This window comes from Streptomyces sp. CNX435 (assembly GCF_059570575.1).
Window position 1 is genome coordinate 133,487 of sequence record NZ_JCANTA010000005.1, and the last position, 22,383, is coordinate 155,869.

A 22,383-nucleotide genomic window follows, 5' to 3' on the forward strand; every position below is an offset into this window, starting at 1 on the left:
AACCAAACGACTCGGCGACCCCCCACCCCGCCCCGCACCAGCAAGGAGCCTCCATGTCCCAGCCCGAGTCCGCCGCCCGCGTGCTCGCGGTCATCCCCGCCCGCGGGGGGTCCAAGGGCGTCCCCGGCAAGAACCTCGCCCGCGTCGGCGGCGTGCCGCTGGTGGCCCGCGCGGTACGGCAGTGCCTCGCGGCGCGGCTGGTGACCGACGTCGTGGTCTCCACCGACGACGACACCATCGCCTCCGTCGCCCGCGAGGCCGGCGCCGAGGTCGTCCGCCGCCCCGCCGAGATCGCCGGCGACACCGCCTCCAGCGAGGCGGCGGTGCTGCACGCGCTGGACACCCACGAGGAGCGGTGCGGCGAGACGATGGCCGCGGTGCTGCTGGTGCAGTGTACGAGCCCGTTCCTGACCGGCGCCGACATCGACGGCGTCACGGCGGCGGTGCTCGACGAGGGCGCGGACAGCGCGCTGACGGTGGCGCCGTTCCACGGTTTTCTCTGGCGCGACGAGGCGGATGACGTGCCCCGCCCGGCGGCGGCGCAGCCGCGTGTGGCCGCGCGGGCGGGGGCCGCCGGCCCGGCTGCGGTAACCGGGCCGACTGCGGTAGCCGGGCCGGCCGGCTCCGCAGCCGGCCGGCCCGGCTCCGCAGCCGCGGGCGGTCCCGCCCGCGCGTCGGGCGACGGGGCGGCTCGCCGTGACCACCGCCCTGCGGCGGCCACGGCGAGCCGCTCCGTCCAGGCCGCCGTCGGCGGTCCGGCAGACGGCAACCCGGCAGCGCGTGCCGCCGCCGAGGCCACGGCGGACGGCTCCACCGCACCGCGTCCCGAAGCCGCGTCCGCCGCGCCCGCCGCAGGCGAAGCCGCGCCGCGCCCCGTCGCCGGGTCCGCTTTCACCGGCCCGCCCCCCGTCGATCCCGCCGCGCCCGCCGCAGGCGAGGTCGCCCAGGGATACGGCGTCAACCACGACAAGTCGTACCGCCCGCGCCGCCAGGACCGCCCGCAGGACCTGCTGGAGACCGGCGCCGCGTACGCCATGCGCACCCCCGGCTTCCGCGAGCACCGCCACCGCTTCTTCGGCCGCACCGCCCCGGTCCGTACCGACGCCGCCCGCGTCCTGGAGGTCGACGAGCCGGACGACCTGACCCGCGCCCGCGCCCTCGCCCCCCTCCTCGACGTCCCCGGCCCCGGCTCGCTGCCCACCCGCCGCGACGTCGACGCGATCGTCCTCGACTTCGACGGCACCCAGACCGACGACCGCGTCTACATCGACGCCGACGGCCGCGAACTGGTCGCCGTCCACCGCGGCGACGGCCTCGGCATCGCCGCGCTGCGCCGCGCTGCGCTGAAGCTGCTCATTCTTTCCTCCGAACAGAACCCCGTCGTCGTCGCGCGGGCACGCAAACTTCACCTCCCCGTTCTGCACGGGGTCGACCGTAAGGACATCGCACTGAAGCAGTGGTGCGAGGAGGAGGGCATCGCGCCCGAGCGCGTGCTCTATGTCGGCAACGACGTGAACGACCTGCCGTGCTTCGGCCTCGTCGGCTGGCCCGTAGCGGTCGCCGGTGCGCACGCGATCGTGCGGGACGCGGCGCGTGCGGTGACGTCCACCCCCGGAGGCGACGGAGCGATCCGCGAGATCGCCTCCTGGATCCTCGGTCCCTCCCTGTAGTGAATCTCCCTGGAGAGTAAGGAACAGATCTGCATGAGCTCCACCCAGCGTTTCCGCACCTTTGGCGACCGCGTCGTCGGCCCCGGCCGGCCGGTGTACGTCACGGGTGAGATCGGCATCAACCACAACGGCGAACTCGACAACGCGATCGCGCTGATCGACGCTGCCGTCGAGGCGGGCTGCGACGCGGTGAAGTTCCAGAAGCGCACGCCGGAGATCTGCACCCCGCGTGACCAGTGGGACATCGAGCGCGACACGCCCTGGGGCCGGATGACGTACATCGACTACCGGCACCGCGTCGAGTTCGGTGAGGAGGAGTACCGGTCGATCGACGCGCACTGCAAGGAGCGCGGCATCCACTGGTTCGCCTCCCCCTGGGACCCCGAGGCCGTCGCCTTCCTGGAGAAGTTCGACGTGCCGGCCCACAAGGTCGCCTCCGCCTCGCTGACCGACGACGAGCTGCTGCGCGCCATGCGCGCCACCGGCCGCACCGTCGTCCTGTCCACCGGCATGTCGACGCCGAAGCAGATCCGGCACGCGGTGGAGGTGCTGGGCAGTGACAACATCCTGCTCTGCCACGCCACCAGCACGTACCCGGCGAAGGCCGAGGAGCTGAACCTGCGCATGATCCACACGCTGCAGGCCGAGTTCCCGAACGTGCCGATCGGCTACTCAGGCCACGAGACCGGCCTGCAGACCTCGCTCGCCGCGGTCGCCCTCGGCGCCGTCTTCGTCGAGCGGCACATCACGCTGGACCGCGCGATGTGGGGCTCGGACCAGGCCGCCTCGGTCGAGCCGCAGGGGCTGGCCCGGCTGGTGCGCGACATCCGCGTGGTCGAGGAGTCCCTCGGCGACGGCGTGAAGAAGGTCTACGACAGCGAGCTGGCGCCGATGAAGAAGCTGCGCCGGGTCAAGGGAGTCGTCGCGGAGGCCGCCGAGGGGGCCGGTTCTGGGGACGCGGCGGGAGTCGAGAAGGAGCCGGTCGGCGTATGACCGAAGACGGCGCCGGCGGCGCGAGCGTCGCCCTGGTGGAGAGCCCGGTCCAGCTGCTCAACGTGCTGGAGTGGGCGTACCAGGGCGGCACCGTCATCCCGTTGACGGTGGTCGTGCTGCCCCCCACCGAGCCGCTGTCGCGCGGCCAGCTGCGCCGGATGGCGGAGCTGGCGATGGACGACGGCCTGGAGGTCCGCTGGCAGGAGGCGCGCGGCGGCGCCGGTCCGCTGCGCACGCTGGCGAGCCTGGCGCGCCCGCTGCGCCGGGCCCGTCGGGTGGTGCTGGGCGACCCGTTCTCGCGGTACGTGCAGACGCTGCTGACCGTCGTCAAGGCGCGGGAGGTCGTCGTCGTGGACGACGGCACGGCGACGATGGAGTTCACGGCGCAGCTGGCGCGGGGGGAGCGGTTCGTACGCTGGCACCGCAGCGGGCGGCGCGGCGGGGCGCGGGGGATGCTGTTCGCGCCGGTCGCGAGTGCGGCGCGGCGGCGGCTGACGCCGGCGGCGAGTGATTCGTCGGGCACGCGGGTTACGCGGGTGGAGGTCTTCACCTCGATGCCGGTGGTGGACCCGCCGCCCGGGCTGAGGGTGACGGCGAACGAGTTCGCCTGGACCCGCTCCCGCTTCGGCCCGCCGAGCGTCGGTACGGCCACCGACCTGGTCGGTACGTCGCTGGTGGAGACCGGCGTCGTGGACCACGAGCGGTATCTGGCCGCGGTGGCGTCGCTCACCAGGACGTACGGCGCCACCCGCTACTTCGCGCACCGCAGGGAGCGGGCCGACAAGCTCCACCAGCTCCACCAGCACACCGGCCTGGAGATCGTCCGCCCCGACCTGCCGCTGGAGATCGTCGCCCGCCGCGGGCCGATCGGCCGGACGATCGTCAGCTTCCCGTCGACGGTGGTGCACACGCTGCCGCTGGCGCTGGCGGGTACGGGCGTGAAGGTGGCGGTCTGCGAGGTCGACCCGGGCTGGCTGACGGACACGGCGTCGCCGCGGGCGCAGGGCTTTCTGTCGTCGGTGGCGGGGGCGGCCCGGGAGCGCCGCGGGGTCGACGGTCTGCCGGTGGGGCCGGCGACGACGACGGGGTGGTCGGCGGGGGCGGGTTCGGGAGCGGGGGCGCCGGCGGCGTCGGTGTGAGGGGGGCGCGAAGCTTACCCATCACGCGCGCGGGTCATGCACCCGCGGGACTGAAATTTTGTTGATCGCCTCTCGGGTCTCCCCTGGCTCACCGTACTCTTCACTGTGTGAACCAAGTGATGTCCCGCAACGCCCAGCCCGAGTCGGCGCCCGAGTCCGAGCCCGAGTCCGGCACCGACGCGCCACTGCCCGGCGCGCTCCCGGCCGCGCTCGAAGCCGAACTCATCGCGTTCCGGCGGGACTTGCACATGCACCCGGAGCTGGGCAACCAGGAGTTCCGTACCACCGCCGCGATCAAGGAGCGGCTGGAGCGGGAGGGCCTGGCGCCGCGCGTGCTGCCCGCGGGCACCGGGCTGATCTGCGACATCGGTGTGGACTCGGACGGTACGCCCCCCGGCCCGATGCTGGCGCTGCGCGCGGACATCGACGCGCTGCCGATCCCGGACACGAAGACCGTGCCGTACCGGTCCGTCGTGCCCGACCGCGCCCACGCCTGCGGCCACGACGTACACACCGTCGTCGTCCTCGGCGCGGGCATTCTGCTCGCCGGCCTGGCCCGCGAGGGCCTGCTGCCGCGGCCCGTACGGCTGATCTTCCAGCCCGCGGAGGAAGTCCTGCCCGGCGGCGCCACCGACGCGATCGAGGCCGGCGTACTCGACGGCGTGGGCCGGATCATCGGCGTGCACTGCGACCCGCGCGTCGAGGTCGGCCGCATCGGCCTGCGCCAGGGCGCCATCACGTCCGCCTGCGACCGCCTCGAAATCTCCCTCGACGGCCCCGGCGGCCACACCGCACGCCCCCACCTGACCACCGACCTGGTCACGGCGGCAGCCCGCGTGGCCACCGACGTCCCGGCCCTGCTGACCCGCCGCGTCGACGCCCGCGCCGGCCTCGCGGTCACCTTTGGCCGCCTCCAGGCGGGCCACGCCTGCAACGTCGTCCCGCAGCACGCGGAGCTGTCCGGCACGGTCCGCTGCCTGGACCTGGACACCTGGCGCCGCGCCCCGGACCTGGTCCACGCGGCGGTCGACGAGGTCGCGGCGATGCACCGGGCGAAGTCGGCGATCACGTACGTCCGCGGGGTCCCGCCGGTGGTCAACGAGCCGGTGACGACGGCGCTGCTGGAGAGCGCGATGGCGGCGCGGCGGGGAGCGGCTTCGGTGGAGACGACGGAACAGAGCCTGGGCGGGGAGGACTTCTCCTGGTACCTGGAGCACGTCCCGGGCGCGCTGGCGCGGCTGGGCGTGCGGGCGGCGGGGGAGACGGGCCTGCCGCGGGATCTGCACCAGGGGGATTTCGACGCGGACGAGGGGGCGGTCCGGGTGGGGGTTGAACTCTTCACGGCGGCGGCGCTGCTGGACGCGGGGGCTGTGGACTAGCGTCACCAAGCCGCGGGCGCGCGAGGTTCCGCTCGAACGCCGCGGGTGGCGAAAGTGGGCCGCTAATGGGCGATTTGGCGGAGTTTGGAAGGCCAGTTGTCGCGAGTTCACGTGCGCGCGGCGTTGGGAGCGGCGCCGAACTCCGGCACTGCGCGTCAGCTGAGCAGGTCCAGCTGGGTGCCGGCGTCCTGGCGCTGAGCCGCCTGGTACGCGAGCTGAGCCACCGCCAGGTCCTGCCACGGCAGGCCCACGGGGGCGTAGATCGTGCGCTGGAAGATGTCCGTTCGGCCCGGGTGTTCGCCGCGCAGGACCTCGCCGAGCGTGGCGGCTGCCGCCGTGGGCGGGAGCCCTGCGGTGCCCAGGGCGCCGCCGGAGGCGGCCAGCTGTCGATCGTCGACGACGAGCAGTGCACCGCGTAGCAGGTCGCGGGCGAGTTCCTGCTTGCCGGGCTCGTCGGCGCCCAGGGTGGTGAGGTGTTGCCCGGGCCGGATATCGGCAAGGGCCAGCAGTGGCGCGCGAGACCATGTGGCGAGCAGGACGATGTCGGCGACGGCCGCGACTTCACGCGCCGAGGCGAGCGTGCGCCCGCCGTGGCGGATGACGAAGGCCGCGGCGCGGTCCGGGTCGGTGTCGTGCACGACCAGGTCATCGGCACGGCGCAGGGTGCGCAGCCCGCGCAGCATCAGCTCGGCCTGGGCGCCGGCCCCGATCACGCCGATGACCGCAGCGGCGGGCGCTGCGAGCACATGCGTCCCCAGCGCAGCGGCGAGGCCGGTGCGCCATGCGGTGATCGTCGCCGAGTCCATGAGCGCCAGCAGCGCGCCGTCGGCACCGCTGTGCAGACACACGATGCCCCGCAGCGCCGGGGCGGCCCCGGGGAACTTGGCGTTGACCTTCACCGTGTACGCCTCGACGCCCGGCAGCACGCCGGGGAGGAGCGCTGTCGCGGTGCCGGGGAAGGGGAGGTCGGTGCGGATGCGCTGCGCGGTTGCCGTTGCACTGTCGGCCTGGCGAAAGCCGTCGCGCAGGGCGCGGATGCATGCCTCGGGATCGAGCAGGGCTTGCAGGTCACTTCCGGTCAAGATCCGAGTCACCTCGGCATGCTCTCAGAGCGTCCGCGATCGGAGCGGCCCGGCTGCGGTGGTCGCTCCCTGTCGTCCGGGTTCCGCGGGGCTGGTGCGGGGTGGGCCGGCTCGTGGCCGGGCTCGGGGTCCGGGGGTGTGGCGTCCGGGCACTGCTGCTCGTATGCGAGGCCCCAGAGGAGGCGGAGCGGGTCGGCACCGGTCTCTGGCTGGTGACCGGTGCCGACCCGACTGCTGACCATCCCGCCCAGAAGGCCGCGCCTGTCAGAGCGGCCGACTGGAAAGGAGGACAAGCTCAGGACTTCTCGCCCTGGTCCCCCTCGGGGCCCTCCACCTCGAAGGTGAGAGGGGCGTTCTTCAGCTTGCCCAGCACGTACGCTTCGATCTGGGCCTTTACGGGGTTCTGCTGCGACACCTGCACGCCGCGCGACTTCTCTACATTGCTGTAGGCGACGTCGCCCGGCCCGCTCTCCTTGATGATCACGACGTCGGCCATGGCGGCCGGGGCGGCTACGCCACCCAGAGCGACCGTCATCGCCATCACGGCAGCCGCCCGTGCAAACTTCGTCATGGAGCTCTCCTCCACTCGGTGTGGTATGTCGTGATCATCTGTACTGGAACGCTGAAGTAATTATTCGACTCCGCACCGTGTCGCCGAGGACTTCCACTCGCTTGCTGAGCAGCACTCTTCCGGATGGGGTACGCCGCTGACGCACGGGGGCCGGCCATCGTGGACCGCGGCCCTCGCGGCCCCTGCCGCCCACCGATCACGCATCCCCTTCCCCGCGGCCCTCGCGGCCCCTGCCGCCCCCGCCGCCTTCCCCGCACACCGAGAACGCACCCCCCGCCGCCGCGAGCACAGCCGCCGCGGCGGCCTGCTCCGGCAACTGCGGGTCGGGGTCGGCGCGTAGGAGTACCAGGTGGTGGTAGACCGGCGCCGTGGCGGCGAGCAGCAGGTTCCGTGCGTCCGTGTGCCCCGGAGGGAGTTCGCCCCGCTCCGCCGCGCGCTCGACGAGGATCTCGCACTGCGCGTACCGGTCCTCCCACAGCCGCGTCTGGGCCCGGGCGGCCTGCTCGGAGTGGAACGACGCGGCCATCAGGGCGACGGCGAACGACGGCTGTACGACCAGGGACTCCTGGATCTCCTCGTTGAGTGCCGCCAGATCGCCGCGCAGGGATCCCGTGTCAGGTGGCCGCCAGTCGATCTCGCCGGCGGCGTCGATGACGTCGACGAGCAGGCCGCCCGCGTCGCGCCAGCGACGGTAGACGGTGGCGCGGTGCACGCCCGCGCGGGTCGCGACACCCTCCATCGTGAGTCCTTCGTGACCGCTCTCGGCGAGTTCGGCGCGCACCGCGTCGAGGACCTGGGCGCGGATGCGGGCGGTGCGCCCGCCCGGGCGACCGCCTGGGCGGCGGTCCGGCGTCGTGGCCGTCGTGGCCGTCGGTTCTGTCATCGGGAGTCCAAAATCCGGTTGATCAACGTGCCGGGGCTGCGTCAGCATCTTAACGCTACAGTTGTCGCACTAGCGCCAACCCGCCCCCGAGAGGACCCGCCCTCCCCATGCCGCCCGTCCCCGCCGACCCCACCGTGCTCCACCCCATGCCCGAGCAGCCCCGTGTGGTCCTCCTCAAGCCCCTGCTGACCTCGCCGCTGATCGAGGTCGGCGACTACTCCTACTACGACGACCCCGACGACCCCACCGCGTTCGAGACCCGCAACGTGCTGTACCACTACGGGCCCGAGCGGCTCGTCATCGGCAAGTACTGCGCGCTCGGCACGGGCACGCGGTTCATCATGAACGGCGCCAACCACCGCATGGACGGCCCGTCCACGTTCCCCTTCCCCACCATGGGCGGCTCCTGGGCCGAGCACTTCGACCTGATCACCGGCCTGCCGGCCCGGGGCGACACCGTCGTCGGCAACGACGTTTGGTTCGGGCACGGTGCCACGGTCATGCCCGGCGTACGGATCGGCCACGGCGCGATCATCGCCGCCGGCGCCGTCGTCACCGGCGATGTCCCCGACTACGGCATCGCCGGCGGCAACCCGGCCCGCCTGATCCGTACGCGCTACGACGCCGCGGACGTCGCCCGGCTCCTCGCCGTGGCGTGGTGGGACTGGCCCGTGCGGCACATCACCGAGCACGTACGGACGATCATGTCGGGAACCGTCGCCGACCTGGAAGTTGCCGCTCCGCAGTCCGCGCAGACCGACCGGCCTGCACACCGCCGCCACCGCCGACGCCCCGCAGACCCCGGACGTTCTCGTCGCCCGGGTCCGTGACCACCTCAAGCCCGATCCGGCCGGCATCCGTGCCACCGGCCGGCCAGCCCGCCTGACCGACCCACCGACCCCACCCGCCAACCCCGCCCCCTAAAACGCATCCACCGGCACATACGTCCCCCACACCCCCCGCAGCGCGTCGCACACCTCACCCACCGTCGCCCGCGCCGCCAGCGCCCGCTTCATCGGATACAGCACGTTCTCCGTACCCCCCGCCGCCGTCCTCAGCTCCGCCAGCGCCGCGTCCACCGCCCCCCGGTCGCGCTCCGCGCGCAGCCGCGCCAGCCGCTCCACCTGCCGCGTCTCGATCGCCGGGTCGACGCGCAGCCGCTCGTACGGCTCCTCCTCGGCCAGCTGGTAGCGGTTGACGCCCACCACCACCCGTTCGCCCGCCTCCGTCTCCTGCGCGATCCGGTACGCGTTCCGTTCGATCTCGCCCTTCTGGAAGCCGTCTTCGATCGCGCTGACCGCGCCGCCCCGGTCCTCGACCCGCCGCATCAGCCCGGCCGCCTCCTCCTCCACCTCGTCGGTCATCGTCTCCACCACGTACGACCCGGCGAAGGGGTCGACGGTCGCGGTCACGTCCGTCTCGTACGCCAGCACCTGCTGCGTACGCAGCGCGAGCCGTGCCGACTTGTCGGTGGGCAGCGCGATGGCCTCGTCGAAGGCGTTGGTGTGCAGCGACTGCGTGCCGCCGAGGACGGCGGCCAGCGCCTGGACCGTGACGCGGGCGAGGTTCACCTCGGGCTGCTGTGCGGTGAGCTGCACGCCGGCGGTCTGGGCGTGGAAGCGCAGCATCAGCGACCTGGGGTTGCGGGCGCCGAACTCCTCGCGCATCACCCGTGCCCAGATGCGGCGCGCGGCGCGGAACTTGGCGACCTCCTCCAGGAGCGTGGTCCGGGAGACGAAGAAGAAGGACAGCCGGGGCGCGAAGTCGTCCACGCCCATGCCGGCGGCGACCGCGGTGCGCACGTACTCGATGGCGTCGGCCAGCGTGAACGCGACTTCCTGCGCGGGCGAGGCGCCCGCTTCCGCCATGTGGTAGCCGGAGATCGAGATGGTGTTCCACTTCGGGATCTCGGCGCGGCAGTACCGGAAGATGTCGGCGGTCAGCCGCAGCGACGGCTTCGGCGGGAAGATGTACGTGCCGCGGGCGATGTATTCCTTCAGCACGTCGTTCTGGATCGTGCCGGTGAGCTGTGCCGCCGGGACGCCCTGCTCCTCGGCGACGAGCTGGTAGAGCAGGAGGAGCAGCGCGGCCGGGGCGTTGATCGTCATCGACGTGGACACCTCGTCCAGCGGGATGCCGTCGAGGAGCACCCGCATGTCGTCGATCGAGTCGATGGCGACGCCGACCTTGCCGACCTCGCCGTGCGCCAGCGCCGCGTCGGAGTCGTGGCCCATCTGCGTCGGCAGGTCGAAGGCGACGGACAGGCCCGTGGTGCCGTGCGCGATCAGGTCGCGGTAGCGGGCGTTGGACTCGGCGGCGGTGCCGAAGCCCGCGTACTGGCGCATCGTCCACGGCCGGCCGGTGTACATCGTCGGGTAGACGCCGCGGGTGAAGGGGTACGCGCCGGGGGCGCCGAGCCGTACGGCGGGATCCCAGCCGGCCAGGGCCTCGGGCCCGTACACCGGCTCGATGGGCAGACCGGACTCCGATCGGCGTGCCATTGCTCCCACACTCCAATCCTCTCTGCCTCCACACGGACTGTAGTGACGAGCGTACGTTGCGCGTATGACAACGGGCTGGGACCTTGCTCACATGGCCGGTGCCGCGCGCCGGTACCCCCACAGGTCGGCGATCTTGCGGCGGCAGGCAGCGGCACGCTACGGGTTCCGGACGAGCCGTGACCGGGGAGAGAATCGTTCGACGTCTTGCAAGAGGGAACGGGGGGTGGACGAATTGCGTCCAGCACATGTGAGCGTTTACAGGAAACTCCATTCGATACGCACGGCCGTCGCGCTCGCGGCGGCGGGGGCGGCGCTCGCGGGGGCGGCGGGATGCTCGGCCTCGGCGGACGCGGCGGGCGGCGGGGGCCGGTCGGCGTCGCCGTCGGCCACGGCGCCGGCGACGTCCGAGAAGCCGGAGCCCTCGGCCACGCCGTCGGCGAAGAAGCCGGCGAAGGAGACGAAGGAGCCGGAGTCCGAGGCGTCCGCGTCGAAGACCCCGACCGCCGAGCCGACGCCCGAGGGGCCCGAGGTGCTGATGGCCGAGGGCGACGAGAGCGAGCAGGTACGGGAGCTGCAGGCCCGGCTGCGCGCGGAGGGCGTCTTCGACCGCGGCCCCACCGCGTACTACGGCCCGGTCACCGCCGACGCCGTCTCCGCGTTCCAGAAGGACCGCGGCCTGCCGCGCACCGGCGAGACGGACGTCGTCACGTGGGAACGGCTGCTGGCCCGTACGGACGAGCCGACGCGCGACGAGCTGTACCCGCCGACCTCGCAGACCATGGAGAAGCCCGACCCGCGCTGCACCGAGGGGCGCGTGCTCTGCGTGAGCAAGCGCAGCGACACCCTGCGGTGGATGAAGGACGGCGAGGTGCTGGCGGCGATGGACGTGCGCTTCGGGTCGCAGTACACGCCGACCCGCGAGGGCGTGTTCGAGGTCTTCCTCAAGAGCCGGCACCACGTCTCGACGCTCTACGACACCCCCATGCCGTACGCGATGTTCTTCAGCGGCGGCCAGGCCGTGCACTACTCCGCGGACTTCGCCGCGAACGGCTACGCCGGCGCCTCGCACGGCTGCGTGAACGTGCGCGACGAAGGCAAGATCGCGAAGCTCTTCGGGGACGTCCGGGTCGGCGACAAGGTGGTCGTCTACGGCTGAGCGGGCGCCGCGCTACGGCACCGGTACGGCATACGCGGCGTGCGCACGGGCTGAGCTGTGGCTGTGACACTTTCTCCGCCGACGACGCTGTAAGTGATGTGCCGACTGGTCATCGGCCCAGCGCTCGGCCGGGGTTCCCCCCGTACCTACGGCTCAGCGCATGTGGCGCGGGCGGGTTGCGTTCCCCCAGCACCGCCCGCGCCACCCCTCCTCTTCCGGAGCCCTCCGGTTCGGTACGCCAGGACGCGTACGGCAGGGTGCGTACGCCCCCACTCGGCGCCCAGGCCCGGCTTCAGACGGCCTGCGGCCGGGGTGAGTCGGGGTGAGTTACGGGGGAGCGGGTGCCGTGGACGCCGCCGCGTCAGTCGGTGGCCGAGCCCGACTCCGTCGGGACCGGGGCGCTCGTGGTCGCCGCCGGGTCGGGGGCGCTCGGGGACTCCGAGATGTCGACGCTGGGGTTCGACGAGGGGTCGCCGCCCTCCTCGCCGTCGCCGCCGGTGTCGCCGCCGCCGCCGTCGGTGTCCCCGCCGGAGCCGCCGGAGCCGCCCGGGTCCGTACCGGGGGACGTCGGGACCGACGGGCTCGGGCCGGTCGGCTCCTCCTGGTCGCCGCCCGTGCTGTCGCCCGTGCTGCCGTCCGAGGTGCCGCCGTCCGTGCCGCCCGTGGAGCCGCCCGTCGCGCCGCCGGGGGTGCGCGAGTTCGTGTCCAGCCGGTTCGAGCAGTACGCCGACACCGCGTCCGCGCCGCCGGCGGCCTGCTCCAGCACCCGCAGCCGCCCCTGGCCGGGCATCGGGCCCGTACCGGACTCCGCGGCGAGGTAGTCGCGGCACAGCTCGTCGAGGACGGCCTCCGTGCCGGGGTCGTTCGGCGGCTGCTGGCCGTTGACGTCGCCGATCACTCCGCGGCCGGGCAGGTCGGTGTCCGTACCGATGCTGCCACCCTCGCCCTTGGTGTCCTTGCCGCCCGTGCCGGAGTCGTCCTCGCCGTGCTCTCCCGACCCCTCGCCGCCCTCCGCGGTGGAACCCTCCCCGTCGTCGCCGCCGGGGGTCTCGGCCGACGTCGTGGCGCCGACGCTCGGCGACCGGCTGCCGCCGGTGTCCTGGATGAACGACGGCGCCGGCAGCACACCCGCGCTGGAGGCCACCGCGACCCCGCCCAGCGCACACGCCGCCACCGCGCCCACCACGCTCAGCCGCAGCGACCGCAGCCGCTTCACGACGCCCGTACGGTGCCGCTCCCGGCGCCCGTCGAACGGCGACTCGGCGGCGAACTCGGCGGCCGACGCCCGGCTGGTGCTCGCCTGCGCCGCCCGGAACGCCGCCAGCGCGGCCTGCTCCCCGGGCACCCGGGCGTTCTCGCCCGGCCGGCCCGACTCGGCCACCCGGGCCAGCACGGCGGCCAGCCGCTCGGCTGCCGCCCGGTCCTCCGGTGACCAGCGCCTGCGCCGGCCACGGCGGCCGGAGCCGCTCGCGAAGTCGAGCGGCTCCCCGCGAAGCAGTCGCTCCGCGACGTCCTCGTCGAGCCAGCCGTACCGGTCGTCCACCATCACATTTCCTTAAGCGTCCGCGCGGCTGATTGCGTCACACCGCCAGGCTGCTGCTGCCCTTCCCCGGGCGGAACTTCCCCCTCTTGCTGCCCTTCTTCCTGCGGCCTCTCGATGAGCGCGGTCAGCTGCTTGAGGCCGCGGTGCGCCGCCGTACGCACCGCGCCCGGGCTCTTGCCCAGGACCTCGGCGGTGCGCTTGGCGTCCAGTCCCATGATCACGCGCAGCACCACGACTTCGGCGTAGTCGCGGGGCAGCCGCGCGATGAAGGCCATCGTGCGGCCCGTACCGAGCGCCTCGATCGCCTCCTCGGCGGTGTCCGCGTCCGACGGCCGGTCGGCGAGCTGGGTCTCGTCGCCGCCGGAGACCGGTCGCCGGGAGCGCATCCGCACGTGGTCGAGCGCACGGTTGCGCGCTATTCGTGCCGCCCAGCCGCGGAAGTGGTCGGCGTCCCCGCTGAACGAGCCGAGGTCGCGGGCGATCTGCAGCCACGCCTCGGAGGTCACGTCCTCGGCGTCGCCGTCGCCGACGAGGCTGCGCACGTATCCGAGCAGGCGAGGGTGCACCGTCCGGAAGACGATGCGGAACGCTGCCTCGTCACCACGCTGGGCAGCGTGCACCGCGCCGGACAGCTCGGTGTCTGCCGCGTATTCCCCCTGCACGGTGGTCAGTCGGTCCGTGGCGCCAGGAGACGCAGTACACGCGGACACATCTGCGGAGCACCCCCGGATCTGGGCGGACCGTCGAGCGAGTCGTCGAAACGAATATCTGTGCGCCGAGGTCCGGCGCGATGTGCACGCTACGGCGGCGGCGGGCCCACCGCAACATACCCGGGGCGGGTCCACGCCACCGTGGGATGCGCCTGCGGGGGTCCGGCGACGGCCCGGCGGGGTCCGCGAAGGGGTGCTGTGACATTTCCGGGCCCGCTGGCGCTGAGTATTACAGCGGGCGCGATCGGGCACCCGCACCTGAGGCCGACGGCCGGAGCAGCTCCTGTGGGGGGTAGCGGCTCCGGCCGTCTTCTTAGTACGGATCCCCCCCCTCACATCCTCCGCACCGCCCCCGCCAGGTCCGCGAACTCCCCCCACGCGAGCGCCGGCTTCCGTGGGTCCCACACCTTCTGCGCCAGCGCGGCCAGCGGCAGCCTGACGCCCCGGGCCACCTGCCGCGGCGTCTGCGCCCCCGCGCGGTCGCACCACACCGCGAGGCGGGCGCCGAGCACCTTCTCCGGGCCCGCCAGCCGCTTCGGCACCGGCCGGGTGCCGCGCAGCACGGCCGGCGTCCACTCCTCGTAGATCCGCTCGCCGGTGGGGTACGTGAAGTCGTTGGGCTCACCGAGGACGTAGTAAAGATATTCGTCGTTGAGGTTGACCAGCCGGCGGCCGTCCTCCAGGAACACCTGCGGGTCGCGCGCGAGCGCCTCCTTGCCCGTCCAGTACTCGACCTCCCGGTCGCGGTCGGGTCTCACCTTCGCGCCCGGGATGAAGCCGTCGTTCCACGCCTTGACCTTCTTGCCGAGCTTCCCGACCGTCTCCGCCCGGCCGTTGAGCCAGGCGGCGGTGAGGTCGGCGACGCCGGCGCCGGCGCCGTGGCGCTCGCGGGCGGCGGCGGCCAGGTGCGGGTAGCGGGCATCGGGATCGCTCGACATCAGCGCGACGTACTCGTCGCCGCCGATGTGCCAGTACGGGCCGGGGAAGAGGGGCGCGTACTCCTTGAGGAGGTCGTCCACGAGCCGGGCCGCGCGGGGCTTCGAGATGTCGATCGCGCCCTGTACCGCGGTGCCCTCCGGGGTCTTCAGCCGCAGGCCGGGGTGGGCGTCGAGGACGGCCCCGAGGTGGCCGGGGGAGTCGATCTCGGGGATGACGGTGATGTGCAGGTCGGCGGCGAGTCCGACGATCTCCGTCAGCTCGGCCTTGGTGAGGTGCGGGTCGGAGACCACCTCGGGGTGGCTGTCGCTCTCGACGCGGAACGCCTGGTCGTCGGAGAGGTGGAGGTGGAGCTGGTTGAGCTTGAGGTCGGCCATCTCCCGGACGCGGTCGGCCAGCCACGCGGCGCTGAAGTGCTTGCGGGCGATGTCGACCATGAACCCGCGCTGCGGACGGTCGGGGCGGTCCTCGATGCGGCCTGCCGGTACGCCGCCGTCGGCGCGTACGGCCTGGAGGAGTGTGCGGGTGCCGTAGAAGACGCCGGTGTCGGTGGCGGCGGTGACGGTGGCGCGGCCGTCGGCGACGTCGATGCGGTACGCCTCGGGGCCGCCGGCGCGGCGGGGTTCCAGGCGGAGGCGGACGTCGCCGGTGCGGTGGCCGAGGGCCGCGGCTGCGTCTGCGTCGTCGTCGCCTTCTCTATCGGCCCTATCTGCACTATCTGCCCTATCGGCCTTGCCACCGTCGTCGTCGTCCGCGTAGGGCATGCCCAGTTCGCCGCCGAGGCGCATGGCCTCGTCGAGCAGCTCGCCGTCCCCGGCGACGACCCGGGCGTGCTCGACGGGCCGCCAGCCGGTGCCGGCGGCGCGTTCGAAGGAGCGTACGGCGGGGACGGTACGGGGGTCGGGGAGCGGCTGCGGCCGGCCGGCGCGCCGGGACGGGGAAGTGCCGCGGTCGGCGTCGCCGGGCGTGCCGTCGGCGGTGGGGGCGGGCGCGGTGCCGCCGGGCGCGGAGCGGTGGGCCGCGGCGCCGGCGCCGCGGTGCGGGCCGCCGTCTCCGCCGCCGTCGGCCACGGGGCGCAGGGCGAGGAGCACGGCGGCGGCGGCCAGGGCGGTGGCCACGGCCCAGTACAGCGCACGCCGCGGGCCCCCTAGGGCGCGGAGCGGCCCGGCCGGGCGGTGGGCGTGCCGCCTGGCGGGGGAGCGGTGCGGGCGGCGGGGCGTACGCGGCGGGAATCGCATGGCGTGGGGACCTCCCGGATGGCCACGGGCAGAGCGTGGGGACGATCAGGACTCCTGTCGACTCACTCCGATAAACCTCCTCGTACGGGTGAACTCCCGGCGATACGACCGGAACGTTCGGTTCCGGCCGCTAGCGTGGCGCAGCGCTGTTCGACCGTAGTCGTCCCCGGCACGCGCCCGCGCGCCCGGCACGCCAACCACGCACCAGGGAGCCCGCCCTGCCCGCATTCGCACCGCGCGCCGCCCGAGCCGGCCGTACGCCAGGGGCAACCGGTACAAAAGGCGCCACCGCCGCCCCGCCCGCCACCGCCGCCCCGCCCGCCACCGCCGCCCCGGCGGCTCCGGCCGCCGACCGTGCCGACGCCGCCGCCCTCACCGGCCTCGCCGCCTTCAACGCCGCACCCGCCGCGGACGCCGAGCGCGCCCTCCTCGGCTGCCTCGACGACCGCCACTGGGCCCGCCGGCTCACCGCCCACCGCCCGTACCCCGACCTGGACGCGCTGCTCGCCGCCGCCGACGAGGCCAGCTACGACCTCGCCCCCGGCGCCGTCGCGGGCGCGCTGAGCGACGAGGCGACCGCCCTGCCCCTGACCGCCGGCCCCGCCGAGCGGACGGCGCTGCGGGCCGCGCACGCCGCGTACGAGAGCCGCTTCGGTCACTCCTTCGTCCTGTGCCTCGACGGCTGCCCCGAGGACGAACGGCTGGACCACACGCTGGCCGCGATCCGCGCCCGCCTCGGCAGCGAGCCCGACGAGGAACGCCTGGTCGCCGCCGACGAACTCCGCCGCCTGGCCCGCGGCCGGCTCATCCGTCTCCTGGCCTCCGACGCGACCACCCGCCCGTAACGGCCTTCCGGCGGCGGCGTTCCGGTGAGAAACCCGGGCAATACGGTGCTTACAGGCTTGCGGAGCGCTCCGAGGTGACCTGGCCCTGGCGCGCGTCCGCGAGAGCTGGACCAGCTGGCGCGGCCGGGCCGTCGAGCCCCTTGTCCGGGAGGCGTTGGCGCGGCTACCGGACCCGTACCAACGACGTCGAGATCGATATCGTCGGGGCGGATCGCGCCCCCGTGGCCAAGGAGCTGCTTTTCGTCGGCCCCGTCAAGTGGCTGGAGCAGCCGCCCTTCCATGGGCACGAGAACCCGTTCCCTCCGTGGCGGTTTCGCGCGGTGGAGTCGACTGCCGGGGGCTCGACGCCGCCTACGACCCCGGCGATCTGCTGGCCGCCTGGCCGCTGCGAGCCCGCCGCGTTCGCCCGGAAGGACCGTGCCACCGCCGACAATGTAACGGCCCGCCGGCCCTTAGGCCACGTGCGTGCCTGATTGATCACACCTGCACCCCCATGACCGGTGTGCCGACGCACCGTCGCTACGATGGCGAAGGCCGGAGGACCGTACCCGGCCGGGTCATGACCGACAGTGCAGTACCGAGCCCTGACGGCCGGCCCCCGATCAGTTTCCGGAGGGGTTTTCCGTGCCGGCTGGAACGCTCTACCGCGGCCGGGAAGGCATGTGGTCCTGGGTGGCGCACCGCGTCACCGGCGTCCTCATCTTCTTCTTCCTGTTCGTCCACGTCCTCGACACCGCGCTGGTGCGGGTGTCCCCCGAGGCGTACGACGACGTGGTGGCCACGTACAAGACGCCCGTCGTGGCGCTGCTGGAGTACGGGCTCGTCGCCGCTGTCCTCTTCCACGCGCTGAACGGCCTGCGCGTCGTCGCCGTCGACTTCTGGTCGAAGGGCGTCCGGCTGCAGAAGCCGATGCTGTGGACCGTGGTCGGGATCTGGGCGGTGCTGATGGCCGGGGCGATCTATCCGGTGCTCGGCCACGCCGCGCGCGAGCTGTTCGGGAGCTGATGACCATGGCCACCTCCGACGTCGAACTGTCCGGCTCTTCCGCCGCGTACTCCCCGGACAACCCCGCCCCGCTCATCGAGGCCCCCCGCGCCCGTACCCCGCGCACGGCCAGGTCCACGTCCCGTACCCGCACCAACTTCGAGCTGTACGGCTGGGTGTTCATGCGGATGTCGGGGATCGTGCTCGCGGTCCTCGTCGTCGGCCACCTGCTGATCCAGCTGGTGCTGGACGGCGGTGTCAGCAAGGTCAGCTTCGCCTTCGTCGCCGGCCGCTGGGCGTCCCCGTTCTGGCAGGGCTGGGACCTGCTCATGCTCTGGCTCGCGATGCTGCACGGCGCCAACGGGCTGCGCACGGTCATCAACGACTACGCCGAGCGCGACGGCACCCGCTTCTGGCTGAAGATGCTGCTGTACGCCGCCACGGTCTTCACCGTCCTCCTGGGCACGTTGGTGATCTTCACCTTCGACCCGAACATCCGCTGACGCGGGCGAAGAGGTTCCCCTCATGCAGATCCACAAGTACGACACCGTGATCGTCGGCGCGGGCGGCGCCGGCATGCGCGCCGCCATCGAGGCGACGAAGCGCAGCCGCACCGCCGTGCTGACCAAGCTGTACCCGACGCGCTCCCACACCGGCGCCGCGCAGGGCGGCATGGCCGCCGCCCTCGCGAACGTCGAGGAGGACAACTGGGAGTGGCACACCTTCGACACCGTCAAGGGCGGCGACTACCTGGTCGACCAGGACGCCGCCGAGATCCTGGCGAAGGAGGCCATCGACGCGGTCCTCGACCTGGAGAAGATGGGCCTGCCCTTCAACCGCACCCCGCAGGGCCGGATCGACCAGCGCCGCTTCGGCGGCCACTCGCGCAACCACGGCGAGGCGCCGGTGCGGCGCTCGTGCTACGCGGCGGACCGTACCGGCCACATGATCCTGCAGACGCTCTACCAGAACTGTGTGAAGGAGGGCGTGGAGTTCTTCAACGAGTTCTACGTCCTCGACCAGCTCATTACCGAGGACCCCGAGACCGGACTCAAGCGGTCGGCGGGCGTGGTCGCGTACGAGCTGGCGACCGGCGAGATCCACGTCTTCCAGGCCAAGGCCGTCGTCTATGCCTCGGGCGGCAACGGCAAGTTCTTCAAGGTCACCTCCAACGCCCACACCCTGACCGGCGACGGCCAGGCGTCGGTGTTCCGGCGCGGGCTGCCGCTGGAGGACATGGAGTTCTTCCAGTTCCACCCGACGGGCATCTGGCGGATGGGCATCCTCCTTACCGAGGGCGCGCGCGGCGAGGGCGGCATCCTGCGCAACAAGGACGGCGAGCGCTTCATGGAGAAGTACGCGCCCGTCATGAAGGACCTCGCCTCGCGCGACGTCGTCTCCCGCGCGATCTACACCGAGATCCGCGAGGGCCGCGGCTGCGGCCCCGAGGGCGACCACGTCTACCTGGACCTCACGCACCTGCCGCCGGAGCAGCTGGACGCGAAGCTGCCGGACATCACCGAGTTCGCGCGTACGTACCTGGGGATCGAGCCGTACACCGACCCGATCCCGATCCAGCCGACCGCGCACTACGCGATGGGCGGCATCCCCACCAACGTGCGCGGCGAGGTGCTGGCGGACAACACCACGGTCGTCCCCGGGCTGTACGCGGCGGGCGAGGTGGCCTGCGTCTCCGTCCACGGCGCCAACCGGCTGGGCACCAACTCGCTGCTCGACATCAACGTCTTCGGCCGCCGCGCGGGCGTCGCCGCGGCGGAGTACGCGGCGACGGCGGACCACGTCGAACTGCCGGAGGACCCGGCGGCGTTCGTGGTCGGCGAGGTGGAGCGGCTGCGCGACTCGGCGGGCAAGGAGCGGGTGGCGGAGCTGCGGCGCGAGCTGCAGGAGACGATGGACAAGAACGTGATGGTCTTCCGCACGGAGCAGACCATCAAGGAGGCGGTGGAGAAGCTCGCGGAGCTGCGCGCGCGGTACAAGAACGTGGGCATCCAGGACAAGGGCCGGCGGTTCAACACCGACCTGCTGGAGGCGATCGAGCTGGGCAACCTGCTCGACCTGGCCGAGGTCATGGCGATCTCCGCGCTCGCGCGCAAGGAGTCCCGGGGCGGCCACTACCGCGAGGACTTCCCGAACCGCGACGACGTCAACTTCATGCGCCACACCATGGCGTACCGCGAGGTCGGCGACGACGGCACGGAGACCGTCCGGCTCGACTACAAGCCGGTCGTGCAGACCCGCTACCAGCCGATGGAGCGTAAGTACTGATGGCAACACCCGTCATGGACAAGGCCGAGGCGGAGTCCGCCGAGCCGGCAGAGACTCCGTACATCACGGCGACGTTCCGCATCCGCAGGTTCAACCCGGAGGCGGCGGCGGAGTCGTACTGGGAGGACTTCCAGGTCGAGATCGACCCCAAGGAACGGGTCCTCGACGCCCTGCACAAGATCAAGTGGGACATGGACGGGACCCTGACCTTCCGCCGCTCCTGCGCCCACGGCATCTGCGGCTCCGACGCGATGCGCATCAACGGCCGCAACCGGCTGGCGTGCAAGACCCTGATCAAGGACATCGCGCCCGAGAAGCCGATCACCGTGGAGCCGATAAAGGGCCTGACGGTGCAGAAGGACCTGATCGTCGACATGGAGCCGTTCTTCCAGGCGTACCGCGACGTGATGCCGTTCCTGGTGGCCCACGGCAACGAGCCGACGCGGGAGCGCCTGCAGTCGGCGGAGGACCGGGAGCGGTTCGACGACACGACGAAGTGCATCCTGTGCGCGGCGTGCACGAGCTCGTGCCCGGTGTTCTGGAACGACGGCCAGTACTTCGGCCCGGCGGCGATCGTGAACGCGCACCGGTTCATCTTCGACAGCAGGGACGAGGCGGGGGAGCAGCGGCTGGAGATCCTGAACGACCGGGACGGGGTGTGGCGCTGCCGGACGACGTTCAACTGCACGGATGCGTGCCCGCGGGGGATCGAGGTGACGAAGGCGATCCAGGAGGTCAAGCGAGCGCTGATCACGAGACGCTTCTAACGCCGGTGCGCACACGGAGCCCCGCCCACCGGTACGCACCGGGGGGCGGGGCTCCGCGCTTTCCCCCCCCCGTCAGGTCAGGGCGTCGGGCTCATCCCGGAACCGCGCTCAGTCGTGGAGGTCCAGCACCACGCGCAGCGCCGCGGAGACCCGCGACATGGTCGCGTCGTCCACGGTGCCGAGCAGGGTCCCGGCGCTGATGCGCCGGGCCGTCAGGGAGGTGCAGTCCACGGCGACCGCCGCGCCCTGCACGGGGGAGTCGATCAGAACGGTGACCACGGTGTCGGGGGCGCCCCGGGTTTCGTCGATCATCATGCACATCGCGGTTCCGGGGAACGCCTCCAGGGCGGCGTCGGACTCGACGACGAGCACGGCTCTTGTCTTGGTGGCGAGCTGCACGCGCCAGACCTGGCCGCGAGCGATGTTCACGCGATGTCCTCGCCGAACGTCTCCGTGATCTCTTCGACGTCACCGCTGGTGTCCCCGCGCCACCGGCTCACGGCATCGGCCGCCTCGCGAAGTGCCTGGGCTCTTATGGCACGTTCCACATAGGCGGAGAGGTTGCCGTGCGCGGCTGCCTTGGCGGTGGCGAGGAGGTCCGGGGGCAGGGTCACCGTGACCCGTTCACGTGTCTGCATGCGCTTGATCATACTCAACGTCATACGGATGGTGGGGTGGTTCAGGCGTTCACCCGCCGCCCCGGTCCAGCAGGGCGGTGCCCAGCGAGGTCGGGCGGTGGAAGACGCTGTTGGCGTGGCGGCTGCTGGTGAGCAGTCCCGCCTCGCGCAGCACCGCCGTGTGCTGGCTGACGGCGGTCGGCGAGACGCCCAGCACGCGGGCGAGGTCGCCGGTGTTGAGCGTAGCGGCGGCGGCTTCCAGCACCGCGGCGCGCGTGCCGCCGAGTAACCGCGCCAGGCCGTGGCCGGTGTCGGGCTCCGCGGCCGGCTCTGCCCGCATCCACTGCGGGTCGCGGGCCAGCGGGTAGAGGAGCGTCGGCGGCAGCTCGGGCGCGGCGAGCGCGGTCGGCCGCTTCCAGCAGAACCTGGACGGGATCAGCAGCAGGCCGCGTCCCTGCAGGTGCAGTTCGCGGCGTATGGGATAACCGGGGACCTCCAGCACGGGCGGGCGCCATCGCATGCCGGGTCGGAAGCTCTCCAGCAGCGCCTCCGGCCCGCCCGTCTGTAACGCCCGTATCCGGATGGCCCGGTCGAGTTCGACCGCGCGCCGCACGGCGGGCCAGTGCGGTGTGAGCGCGATGCGGTGGTAGTCGGAGAGCATGCGCCCGAGCCGTCGGCGGGGCGCGGAGGAGCGCTCGCACAGCTCCCTCGCCCACGCGGGCGCGCCCACCCGCTCGTGCAGGATGCCCAGCTCGTACGAGATCCGCGCGGGCGGCGTGGCCACCACGGCCTCAATGCCGTCCCCGACGCCGAGCAGCGCTTCCGGCGGAGTCAGGAAGTCGGGGAAGTAACTGGCGTCTGGGGTGAGCGAGAAGAGCTGCCGCACCACCTCGGGCCGTGCGCGGCGGCTGAGGTCGCCGCGCACCCGGTGCCGCCACTCCGCGAAGGGCAGCCGCCCGTAGCGGGCTCTGAGCATCTGCAGGCTGAGGACTGTCTCCCACAGCGAATCCGGACCGTGTGCCACTTGTGTACGCGCGAGGTCGGTGCGCGTGAAGTGGATGCGCAACATGTATCCCCCCCGTG

Annotated in this window: 20 protein-coding genes and 3 pseudogenes; 13 read left to right on the top strand and 10 right to left on the bottom strand. The window is 72.9% G+C overall.

Translation table 11 applies throughout. The features are described from left to right. Positions 1-53: 53 nt before the first annotated feature. The 5 genes and pseudogenes from T328_RS11505 to T328_RS11525 form a co-directional block, all read left to right on the top strand. Positions 54-407 (top strand): annotated as a pseudogene (locus tag T328_RS11505) (acylneuraminate cytidylyltransferase family protein); the annotation flags it as partial. A gap of 114 nt (positions 408-521) precedes the next feature. After that, the gene (locus T328_RS11510) at positions 522-1,670 is read left to right on the top strand and encodes a KdsC family phosphatase (protein WP_496496082.1); all 1,149 of its coding nucleotides are present in this window, start codon (positions 522-524) and stop codon (positions 1,668-1,670) included. A 33-nt stretch (positions 1,671-1,703) separates the two neighbouring features. Beyond that, positions 1,704-2,663, top strand: coding sequence for an N-acetylneuraminate synthase family protein (locus T328_RS11515; protein ID WP_496495868.1), 960 nt, complete (start codon positions 1,704-1,706; stop codon positions 2,661-2,663). Further along, complete coding sequence (locus T328_RS11520) at positions 2,660-3,802, top strand: hypothetical protein (RefSeq protein ID WP_496495869.1); 1,143 nt, start codon at positions 2,660-2,662, stop codon at positions 3,800-3,802. Before T328_RS11515 ends, T328_RS11520 begins: the two co-directional genes overlap by 4 nt. Positions 3,803-3,921: 119 nt before the next feature. After that, on the top strand, positions 3,922-5,181 hold the full coding sequence (locus tag T328_RS11525) for an amidohydrolase (protein WP_496496083.1): 1,260 nt from the start codon (positions 3,922-3,924) through the stop codon (positions 5,179-5,181). Between the two features lie 155 nt (positions 5,182-5,336). Here the strand turns inward: T328_RS11525 and T328_RS11530 are convergent, their stop codons facing one another. From T328_RS11530 to T328_RS11540, 3 genes are all read right to left on the bottom strand, one after another. Continuing rightward, entirely contained in the window at positions 5,337-6,275 is a 939-nt protein-coding gene (locus T328_RS11530) for an ornithine cyclodeaminase family protein (RefSeq protein ID WP_496495870.1), read from the bottom strand. Between the two features lie 283 nt (positions 6,276-6,558). Further along, complete coding sequence (locus tag T328_RS11535) at positions 6,559-6,834, bottom strand: hypothetical protein (RefSeq protein ID WP_496495871.1); 276 nt, start codon at positions 6,832-6,834, stop codon at positions 6,559-6,561. Positions 6,835-7,030: 196 nt separating this feature from the next. After that, positions 7,031-7,717: a TetR/AcrR family transcriptional regulator gene (locus T328_RS11540; RefSeq protein ID WP_496495872.1), complete on the bottom strand. Its 687-nt coding sequence runs from the start codon at positions 7,715-7,717 to the stop codon at positions 7,031-7,033. A 107-nt stretch (positions 7,718-7,824) separates the two neighbouring features. On the opposite strand from T328_RS11540, the pseudogene T328_RS11545 reads away from it, so the two are divergent. After that, a pseudogene (locus T328_RS11545) lies at positions 7,825-8,460 on the top strand (CatB-related O-acetyltransferase); the annotation flags it as partial. A 177-nt stretch (positions 8,461-8,637) separates the two neighbouring features. Here T328_RS11545 and T328_RS11550 read toward each other — a convergent pair. Further along, on the bottom strand, positions 8,638-10,218 hold the full coding sequence (locus T328_RS11550; protein ID WP_496495873.1) for an acyl-CoA mutase large subunit family protein: 1,581 nt from the start codon (positions 10,216-10,218) through the stop codon (positions 8,638-8,640). A gap of 247 nt (positions 10,219-10,465) precedes the next feature. On the opposite strand from T328_RS11550, the gene T328_RS11555 reads away from it, so the two are divergent. Further along, positions 10,466-11,374: a L,D-transpeptidase family protein gene (locus tag T328_RS11555; RefSeq protein ID WP_496495874.1), complete on the top strand. Its 909-nt coding sequence runs from the start codon at positions 10,466-10,468 to the stop codon at positions 11,372-11,374. A 361-nt stretch (positions 11,375-11,735) separates the two neighbouring features. Here the strand turns inward: T328_RS11555 and T328_RS11560 are convergent, their stop codons facing one another. From T328_RS11560 to T328_RS11570, 3 genes are all read right to left on the bottom strand, one after another. Next, complete coding sequence (locus T328_RS11560; protein WP_496495875.1) at positions 11,736-12,920, bottom strand: hypothetical protein; 1,185 nt, start codon at positions 12,918-12,920, stop codon at positions 11,736-11,738. Then, on the bottom strand, positions 12,920-13,579 hold the full coding sequence (locus tag T328_RS11565) for an RNA polymerase sigma factor (protein ID WP_496495876.1): 660 nt from the start codon (positions 13,577-13,579) through the stop codon (positions 12,920-12,922). The genes T328_RS11560 and T328_RS11565 overlap by 1 nt, the downstream gene beginning before the upstream one ends. 380 nt (positions 13,580-13,959) lie before the next feature. Further along, positions 13,960-15,801, bottom strand: a complete 1,842-nt coding sequence (locus T328_RS11570) for a beta-N-acetylhexosaminidase (RefSeq protein ID WP_496495877.1) — start codon at positions 15,799-15,801, stop codon at positions 13,960-13,962. 218 nt (positions 15,802-16,019) lie between these two features. Here T328_RS11570 and T328_RS11575 point away from each other — a divergent pair, with 218 nt between their 5' ends. The 6 genes and pseudogenes from T328_RS11575 to T328_RS11600 all read left to right on the top strand — a co-directional run bounded on the left by T328_RS11575 (position 16,020) and on the right by T328_RS11600 (position 20,683). After that, positions 16,020-16,646: a 2-oxo-4-hydroxy-4-carboxy-5-ureidoimidazoline decarboxylase gene (locus T328_RS11575; RefSeq protein ID WP_496496084.1), complete on the top strand. Its 627-nt coding sequence runs from the start codon at positions 16,020-16,022 to the stop codon at positions 16,644-16,646. Between the two features lie 70 nt (positions 16,647-16,716). Further along, positions 16,717-17,034 (top strand): annotated as a pseudogene (locus tag T328_RS11580) (ATP-binding protein); the annotation flags it as partial. A 236-nt stretch (positions 17,035-17,270) separates the two neighbouring features. Continuing rightward, positions 17,271-17,651 carry a succinate dehydrogenase, cytochrome b556 subunit gene (gene sdhC / locus T328_RS11585; protein ID WP_496495878.1) on the top strand — a complete coding sequence of 127 codons (381 nt, stop codon included), beginning with the start codon at positions 17,271-17,273 and terminating at the stop codon, positions 17,649-17,651. Further along, complete coding sequence (locus T328_RS11590; protein WP_496495879.1) at positions 17,651-18,133, top strand: succinate dehydrogenase hydrophobic membrane anchor subunit; 483 nt, start codon at positions 17,651-17,653, stop codon at positions 18,131-18,133. Before sdhC ends, T328_RS11590 begins: the two co-directional genes overlap by 1 nt. A gap of 22 nt (positions 18,134-18,155) precedes the next feature. After that, entirely contained in the window at positions 18,156-19,916 is a 1,761-nt protein-coding gene (gene sdhA / locus T328_RS11595) for a succinate dehydrogenase flavoprotein subunit (protein WP_496495880.1), read from the top strand. Beyond that, positions 19,916-20,683 carry a succinate dehydrogenase iron-sulfur subunit gene (locus T328_RS11600; protein WP_496495881.1) on the top strand — a complete coding sequence of 256 codons (768 nt, stop codon included), beginning with the start codon at positions 19,916-19,918 and terminating at the stop codon, positions 20,681-20,683. The genes sdhA and T328_RS11600 overlap by 1 nt, the downstream gene beginning before the upstream one ends. Before the next feature lie 108 nt (positions 20,684-20,791). On the opposite strand, the gene T328_RS11605 is transcribed toward T328_RS11600, so the two are convergent. From T328_RS11605 to T328_RS11615, 3 genes are read right to left on the bottom strand one after another with little or no spacing between them, the layout of a single operon-like run. Next, positions 20,792-21,112 (bottom strand): type II toxin-antitoxin system PemK/MazF family toxin, encoded by a 321-nt coding sequence (locus T328_RS11605; protein WP_496495882.1) that lies wholly within the window; start codon positions 21,110-21,112, stop codon positions 20,792-20,794. Continuing rightward, entirely contained in the window at positions 21,109-21,321 is a 213-nt protein-coding gene (locus tag T328_RS11610) for a type II toxin-antitoxin system CcdA family antitoxin (protein WP_253911399.1), read from the bottom strand. Before T328_RS11610 ends, T328_RS11605 begins: the two co-directional genes overlap by 4 nt. A gap of 49 nt (positions 21,322-21,370) precedes the next feature. Next, the gene (locus tag T328_RS11615; RefSeq protein ID WP_496495883.1) at positions 21,371-22,369 is read right to left on the bottom strand and encodes an ArsR/SmtB family transcription factor; all 999 of its coding nucleotides are present in this window, start codon (positions 22,367-22,369) and stop codon (positions 21,371-21,373) included. Positions 22,370-22,383 lie beyond the last annotated feature (14 nt).